Source organism: Bacillus sp. N6 (genome assembly GCF_052805735.1).
Map to the genome: position 1 here is coordinate 285,001 of NZ_CM127843.1, position 7,500 is coordinate 292,500.

6 protein-coding genes, 2 rRNA genes and 1 pseudogene (2 of these 9 cut by a window edge) are annotated in these 7,500 nt (G+C 33.5%); 3 read left to right on the forward strand and 6 right to left on the reverse strand.

Annotated features, from left to right (window positions below):
- Both ACUXVC_RS01590 and rrf read left to right on the forward strand, forming a co-directional pair.
- A 23S ribosomal RNA gene (locus tag ACUXVC_RS01590) occupies window positions 1–246 on the forward strand (it extends 2,676 nt beyond the left edge of the window).
- A gap of 48 nt (window positions 247–294) precedes the next feature.
- Window positions 295–410 (forward strand): 5S ribosomal RNA (gene rrf, locus ACUXVC_RS01595).
- A gap of 14 nt (window positions 411–424) precedes the next feature.
- On the opposite strand, the gene ACUXVC_RS01600 is transcribed toward rrf, so the two are convergent.
- From ACUXVC_RS01600 to ACUXVC_RS01615, 4 genes and pseudogenes are all read right to left on the reverse strand, one after another.
- On the reverse strand, window positions 425–1,501 hold the full coding sequence (locus tag ACUXVC_RS01600; protein ID WP_023520896.1) for a glycosyltransferase WbsX family protein: 1,077 nt from the start codon (window positions 1,499–1,501) through the stop codon (window positions 425–427).
- Window positions 1,502–1,733: 232 nt separating this feature from the next.
- Window positions 1,734–2,607, reverse strand: a pseudogene (locus ACUXVC_RS01605) (methyltransferase).
- Window positions 2,608–2,634: 27 nt separating this feature from the next.
- Window positions 2,635–3,357, reverse strand: coding sequence for a class I SAM-dependent methyltransferase (locus ACUXVC_RS01610; protein WP_340784942.1), 723 nt, complete (start codon window positions 3,355–3,357; stop codon window positions 2,635–2,637).
- Between the two features lie 215 nt (window positions 3,358–3,572).
- Entirely contained in the window at window positions 3,573–4,367 is a 795-nt protein-coding gene (locus tag ACUXVC_RS01615; RefSeq protein WP_095691506.1) for a sulfotransferase family 2 domain-containing protein, read from the reverse strand.
- 293 nt (window positions 4,368–4,660) lie between these two features.
- Between ACUXVC_RS01615 and ACUXVC_RS01620 the strand changes: the two genes are divergently transcribed.
- Window positions 4,661–5,605, forward strand: coding sequence for an NAD-dependent epimerase/dehydratase family protein (locus tag ACUXVC_RS01620; protein ID WP_098128113.1), 945 nt, complete (start codon window positions 4,661–4,663; stop codon window positions 5,603–5,605).
- A gap of 40 nt (window positions 5,606–5,645) precedes the next feature.
- Here ACUXVC_RS01620 and ACUXVC_RS01625 read toward each other — a convergent pair whose 3' ends face one another.
- Both ACUXVC_RS01625 and ACUXVC_RS01630 read right to left on the reverse strand, forming a co-directional pair.
- A complete protein-coding gene (locus ACUXVC_RS01625; protein WP_053565455.1) occupies window positions 5,646–6,422 on the reverse strand; it encodes a class I SAM-dependent methyltransferase in 777 nt (258 codons plus the stop codon).
- Between the two features lie 66 nt (window positions 6,423–6,488).
- Window positions 6,489–7,500, reverse strand: the 3' portion of a protein-coding gene (locus ACUXVC_RS01630) for a glycosyltransferase (protein WP_144465885.1). 920 nt of this gene lie beyond the right edge of the window; 1,012 of the gene's 1,932 nt are visible here — the last part of the coding sequence; its start codon lies off the right edge, out of view; its stop codon occupies window positions 6,489–6,491.

Genomic DNA, 7,500 nt, shown 5'->3' on the forward strand with positions numbered 1-7,500 from the left:
AGTACGAGAGGACCGGGATGGACGCACCGCTGGTGTACCAGTTGTTCTGCCAAGGGCATAGCTGGGTAGCTATGTGCGGAAGGGATAAGTGCTGAAAGCATCTAAGCATGAAGCCCCCCTCAAGATGAGATTTCCCATAGCGTAAGCTAGTAAGATCCCTGAAAGATGATCAGGTTGATAGGTTCGAGGTGGAAGCATGGTGACATGTGGAGCTGACGAATACTAATAGATCGAGGACTTAACCATATAATATGTAGCAATGTTATCTAGTTTTGAAGGAATATGCCTTCATAGTTTGGTGATGATGGCAGAGAGGTCACACCCGTTCCCATACCGAACACGGAAGTTAAGCTCTCTAGCGCCGATGGTAGTTGGGACCTTGTCCCTGTGAGAGTAGGACGTCGCCAAGCAACTTTAAGACGAGTCAGAATGACTCGTCTTTTTTGTATGCTTTCATACCTCTATCAATTGCATTTTTAACTCCTTCTAAATAAGAAAATCCATATTTTTTATCTGGTTCTAAGTAAGTTCCTTCCGCCCACTCATTCCATGCGTTAATAAATAAAAACTCGCTGTTGTAAAAAGAGTAAGTACGATGAATTTGCTTGCTTAAATATATGGTGAACTTTTCAGGGGTAGAACCTACAAAGATGCTGCTATTTGCGTTTTTACGTCGTGCAGTATTATCCCAATCAACAAAAGCCCCAGGAAATGTTTTTTTCTTTGGGAGCGATCGTTGTAATATATACATCCATACTTTATCGTAGTCCCAAACATTCAATTGCATATCAGAATCATATATGACCTTATTTATGTCTGAAGAGCTATCATGGGCAATTGTATAGAAAGGTTCAAACTGAATGCTAGCATCGAATCCATTTATATTAGGTAGTGGAAAACTGTTTAATGTTTCAGCAAAGTATATGCCTTTTAAACCATTTTCTCGCGCTAATGCATTCCAGTAATTAAGCATTTTTTCACAATCAGGAATATGTCCTGGACGATAAATAATGAATAGAGGTTTATCATCTATATAAATATATCTCTCATCTTGGAAAGCCTGTAATAAATAATCAAAGTGTTCCTTCCAATCAGATATATCTCCGTAATCTTGAGGCATTAATATATGTTTATCGAGGCCATCCCAAGATTTTGTCCATGGTTCATTTGCCCAAGAAAGACAAAAAGGGAAGTCAGGTTCCTTCATCTTTAGTACCTCATTGAAGGGGGTTTCTAATAGTCTTTTTCCCTTAAACCAATAATGATAATAACAAAAACCATATATACCGTATGCTTTAGCGATTTCTGCTTGCCACTTTCTTACGGAGGGGCTAGTTAAGTCATAATAAAAATCTTGATAAGGTTCCCTCGGTTGATAATGTCCTGAAAATAAAGGTCGTGCACTTTTAGTATTTGTCCATTCAGTAAATCCTTTCCCCCACCATCGATCATTTTCTTTAATTTGATGGAATTGTGGTAAGTAAAAAGCGATTATTTTCAAAGTATATCCCCCTCATGTTTTTCGTAGTTCAATTGTTGGGAAGTTATTCTTGATTTGGTGGAGTAATTTTAAAACAAGAGATATGTTAGCTGTTTACTGTTTTTTTTATGGCATGTATTGAATTTGCTTTTACAGCTTACTTAATAAGAGAGTATTAGGTAATTTGATATATAGCTGAAATAGAAAGTGCTTTTCGTCATGAAATTAAGTGTATTACGTTGAATAAAAGGAATTAAATTTTTTGAAGGACAAAGAGGGCTTGTGGTAATCGATTTACATCATCAAAAAAGTCTTGTAGCTTTAAATATTTCTCATAATGATTTTCAATATAAGTCCTAGGTATAACAGTTTCTCCGTAAAAACTACTATTTCTAACATCCCCTGCACCAGTAGCGCTGTGGACAAATTTTCCGTTTTCATAATCCGAGATGGCGCGATGTATATCTGGAAAAGCTTGAGATAAAGTTTTATGCCATCCTGTTTGAATTAATTCAGGATGTTCGTGGAATTGTTGACAAAAATCAAGAAAATAGCGCGCTTGTGTTGTTGCGATGAAAATTCCACCAGGGCGAAGAACTCTTGAAAATTCTTTTATCCAATTTTCAGCAGTTTCTTCGGATAAATGTGAGAATACAGAATAAGCGAATATGATATCTAATGAATTGTCACTAATAAATTCTACAGGGGGGATGTGGACTTGCTGTTTTATATATCCCTCTTCCTAGTGTTTCATTACAAAGTGTGATCATCGCAGGATCCACATCAATGCCAAGTAAATTTTGATCAGAGGCATCTTTAAATAAGAAGCGTATAATTCTTCCCCATCCGCAGCCGAAGTCTAAAACTTTACTTTCTTTATTCACGGGAACACCTAAATTCTTGGCGTATTGTTTTATATAGCTATAAAACAAATATGCTTCATAAAGAGCATGTTCATAGGAAGCACCTACAAATTGTTTTTGAATTTCTTCAGGAGGAAACCTAGGTACGGGAACCCCATTTATCGTTGTTTGGGAACAACTTTGTATAAATAAATTTAGAAGTTCAACATCAGATAGTGAATTAACAAGATTATCAAAATCACTTCCTAACTTAAAGTTATGCATTTGTCAAACCTCCGAATTATATAGTGATTAAACCTTATTTTCTTGCTTTTTACTAATAAAAACATGTAAAAATTCAGCATCTAACCCGAGTGATCTATCCTTTTGTAAATAAACAATGGTATACATATTCGTGTGTGTATAAATATATTCAATCATATCCTGCCCCCAATCGAACGTTACTAAAGACCCATTCTCATCAATAGGGTTTCCGTGATAAATGGGCTCTTCAATATATTCAATCACCTCTTTATTCAATCTTGCTCTTTGCACAGTTTTTGTGAGTGTATGATACCAAGGGACAGTAAATACATGAGCGCCGCCAGGTTTTAATACTCGTTCTATTTCTTTAAAGGCTTTGTTTGGTGTCATTACATGCTCAAAAACGTCTTGAGTAATGAATAAATCAAAAGATTCATTTTCAAAAGTCATGTCTTCTAAGTTCTCACATCTAATTCCTTGAAAGTATTGGCCAAGAGGATAGTTTTTAAAGTATTGAGAATATGTATAGTTTTTACAGTTTTTTAATAGTAGCTGAGTTGTAATTCCTCCAGGAGAGGATTCGTGGATACTATAGGAATCCCATTTTGGAAAAAATGTGTGTAAAGTATGGATTAAAGCTCGCTGCCTTGGGATAGAGTTACATGTAGCACATAAATAATGATCTCTAAGCCAATCATTATGCTCTATAAATGTAGCTTTCTTTTCGCAAATAACGCAGTACCCATTATTGTGTTTCAAATTGATTTCCACACGACATCACTCCTATGTTACATGCAATCTATTTATGGAAAGTATGATACACGTCAACAATCGGCGAAATCAAAGGGAATAGGTGAAAGTTAGGTATCTCTTAAAATAGCGATTAGGAAAAGGGAATAATTAGTTGAAGAGAACCCGACTCGAATTAAAGTTTCACTTTATGCTATGCGATGCATTAGCTTTTATTCATAGAAAAATGTATAGACTTAAAGTATCCCTCTCGTGTACGGGTACATTTCAAAGTCCTGTGCATATATTTCTGTAACTAAATCCATGGTTTCTTTATCATAAAAGCTTTCGTATGTTGGAAATCGTGGGAAGGCTTCATCTGTAATGCTAAGTTCTGCATAGCTCCCTGCATAAATCATCTTGTGGGCGCGATGATGATCTGAATTTGTAAGAAGTGCTAAATTGGATTTTATCAAATCGTACGTGTGTTCTAGTTTGGTGATTTGTGCATTAAAATCTTCTAAAGGAATATAACATTGGATGAAGTTTTCTTCACCAGGGACGTATTGTTGGCTAAAATGTATATCTATTGCTAGGGAATTGGAACCAAATGCCTGAACGTAATATAAAAATTGTTTAAATGATATTCCTTGATTACTATATTTATTATTATAAAAATAATGACGGATACTTTCCCATTGGGGGCTAGCGTATGGATTGTCAGCAAGTAATAGAAATGAGCTGACAGCCCTTGTATAGGGATTTCGCACAAGTTTACAAACATCCTTTTTACCTTCTAGAAGACCATTCTGTAACTCTGGTATGTAATTTATATTGTTCTTATACACCCAGAACTCATAGTAATGAATAAAGTCATTGTATTTCTTTGCTTCAGTAAATAATCCAATTTGAAAAAAGAACCAATTAGCTAATGCGGTGCATCCGCTTCTGTGACTCCAAAATAGTATAAGGGGAAAGTCTTTATGGTAATGCGGAATTCGGTCTTTATGTAGAATTACATGATTTAAAAGCTCTTGATTTATATTTTTCATGAATTTCGCACTCCTTTTTTTGAGAACCTTGTGTATGTAGAAGTTTTTTTATGGGTTAAACAAGTGAGGATTGTTTATTAAATATATTCATGGGGATGAGTAAATATTATGAGTGTTTTTGCAGTCAATCTGAATAAGGAAGTTATTCCAAAATGAAAATAGAAAATAAAGATAATGAAAATTTATAACAAACATACAATGATAAGAAGATGAATAATCGAAATGATCCAGTTTATTTGTTTATATTTTTAGGTTTGACGATGAGAAAAATTTATTACTAGAGAGATGATATTATGTGGAAGAATAATTATTTAATAGTAGGTGGAAATAGTTTCATTGGTATCAACCTCGCATTGGGTTTATTGAAACAGGGGCAAAATGTAAAAGTATTTTCCAGGCATATAAATAATTTCCCTCAAAATATTATAAGTGAAGTTGAATTTATTAAAGGTGATTTAGAAAATGTTGAGGATATATATAAGGCTTTAGTGAATATAGATATTATTATTTATTTAGCTGCGACGTCTAACGTAGCAACTTCAATTGAAGATGTTTTCGGCGATATTAATAGCAGTTTATTTTTTCTTAATTTCATGGAAAGTGTTAAAGATTTTCGTATTAAAAAAATTATATTAGCTTCTTCAGGAGGCACAGTTTATGGTGAACCTGAATATTTGCCTATTGATGAGAAACATCCATTAAGACCACTTTCCCCGTATGGAATAACAAAAGTTTCGCTCGAGAATTATTTGTATTTTTATAAGAGAAAATATGGAATAGATTATGTTGTATGTAGATATTCTAATCCGTATGGAAAATACCAAAACCCCTTAAAAAAAGTTGGGGCGATAAATTGTTTTTTGTATCAGCATCTCAGTAATGAGAGGATTAATATATATGGGAATCCAGAGGAGATTATTAGAGATTATATTTATATCGATGATTTAGTTGAAATTACTATACAACTAGCACAATTAAATCAATTGAAATCTTGCGTATATAACATAGGGAGTGGCAAAGGTCTTTCTTTAAAACGAATTATAGTGGAACTAGAGAAAATAACAGAAAGAAAAGTGGATTTTATCTGTTATAAACAAAAACAAGAGAACGTTCAAAGAATCATTTTAAATATTGATAAGGTAAAACAAGAATTGAATTGGGAGCCTAAAATAGATTTTAAAAATGGGATTAGATTAAATAAACTATGGATTGAAGAGTTCTTATATAGTAAAAAATAATAAACCACACTCTACTTGTATATAAGCAGAGCGTGGTTTATTATTTTACTTCTTTTTCTATTACCCAAAGGTCTTGATGTTCCCACCAAAATCCTTCAGTATACTTTTTGATGATTGGGTTATGGGGCAGTAATTTAATTTTGTCACATACGTAAGAGGGACTAACTATTGTTTGTCCGTACTGATTAACATCTAAATCGAATTGTTCACTAGAAGAGAGAAACCAATAGCCATGTTCGTTTAAATTTGGAAACCCGAAATATTTTTTACTTTGATAGCCATGGGTTGTGAAAATGAATAAACCACCAGGTGAAACAGCGTTATACAATGTTTGCAGCCAACGAAACCAAGTTGTATCAGGCATATGAGAAAAAAAGGATAGACAAAAAACAATATCGTACGTAGAGGAGTCTAATTTTAACTGTTCGGGCTCAGGATGAGATAATATAGAAGGATTATTTAATTTGTTTTCAATAAAGGAAATGGCCTCTTCGTGTATATCGCAAGCGGTTATACTCAAATTCGCTTGTAGATTTAATAAATGACGTGTTACGCAGCCGTATCCAGATGCAAACTCTAACAATTTGATTGGATTGCCTGTAGGAGGATAAAGGGAAGTGATTAAGTCTAAGAGTATTTGTGCTGAGTTTTGCCCGTCTTTAAAATAGTAATCTATCGCTTCTTTTTTTGATGGGAAAACGGGATTAGTGACAATGAACTGAAAGATATGATCCTCAGGATGGATACTTGCATTTACATTGTAGCTGTGTGCGATTTGAGAAATTAAATCTTTATGTTCCTCTATAAAGTCTTTCAAAGAGTATTCCCCCTTAAATAATAATATCGCCTTACAAGAGATATTGATGGCAGAGAAAGCATACGTTTAAATTTTTAAGTATGCTTTAAGATACTGTCTATATGTATACATTTTCATTTTAGAAATGTCGTCGATAGTAAAGCTTTCTTTAATGAAATTTTGCATTTGCACAACTTCATTGTAATGGGAATATGAATCTTCTGTTCTTGTTACGCTATTTAAATGTCGTCTATGATAGTTTAGGGGGGCTGGATTGAAGTAAATATCTCCCTCTGTAAGAAGAGAAACATAGAAGAACCAGTCACCAGCTATTTTGAACTTTTCTAGCTGTTTTTCTGTTTTCTTCATATCTATATTTTTAAAAACTACACTCGAGACATTAGGTATAGTGTTTTTGATAAGTAAAGTATCTTGTATTTCATCGACGCCTTTTCGAAAATAGGGGGCTTTCCATTTTTCTTCATCGATATCATTTGTGTAATTTAAATAATGATTAGCCAATACATTTCCTTGTTCGTCTATTTGTTTTGATTGTGTATAGCTTAAGGCAATATTGTTATTTATATAAAACCCCTGCATCACCTCTTGTAAAAATGTCTTATCGCATAAGTCATCGGCCTCTGCAATCCAAATATAATCACCAGTTGCTGCAGTGACGCCTTTTATCCATTGTTTAAATACAGAACCAGAGTTTGTATCATTAATAACCTGTTGAACCTTCAGATGGATCTTATTTTCTTTTGAGAGCAGTTCTTTAAATGTTGATACGCTATGATCAGTGGAGGCATCGTCTAAGAAAATTAGTTCGTAAAGAGGGTAGGTTTGGTTTAATATTGATTCGATTCGATCAGGTAAGTATTTTTCATAATTATAGTTTGGTATGATTACGCTTATCTTTTTGTAATTATGTTCGAGAAGATCTAGTAATTGATAAATGTAAGTAAGAAAATTGAAGTTTTTTTCGATAAGTTCTTGGCCAAAGCTTCCCTTTTGTAATCGTAATCCCTCATCATGAATAAATTCATATATTTTTTCTAGCATTTTGGGTAAATTTAAAAAGTCTACTAAGGCACCAGTT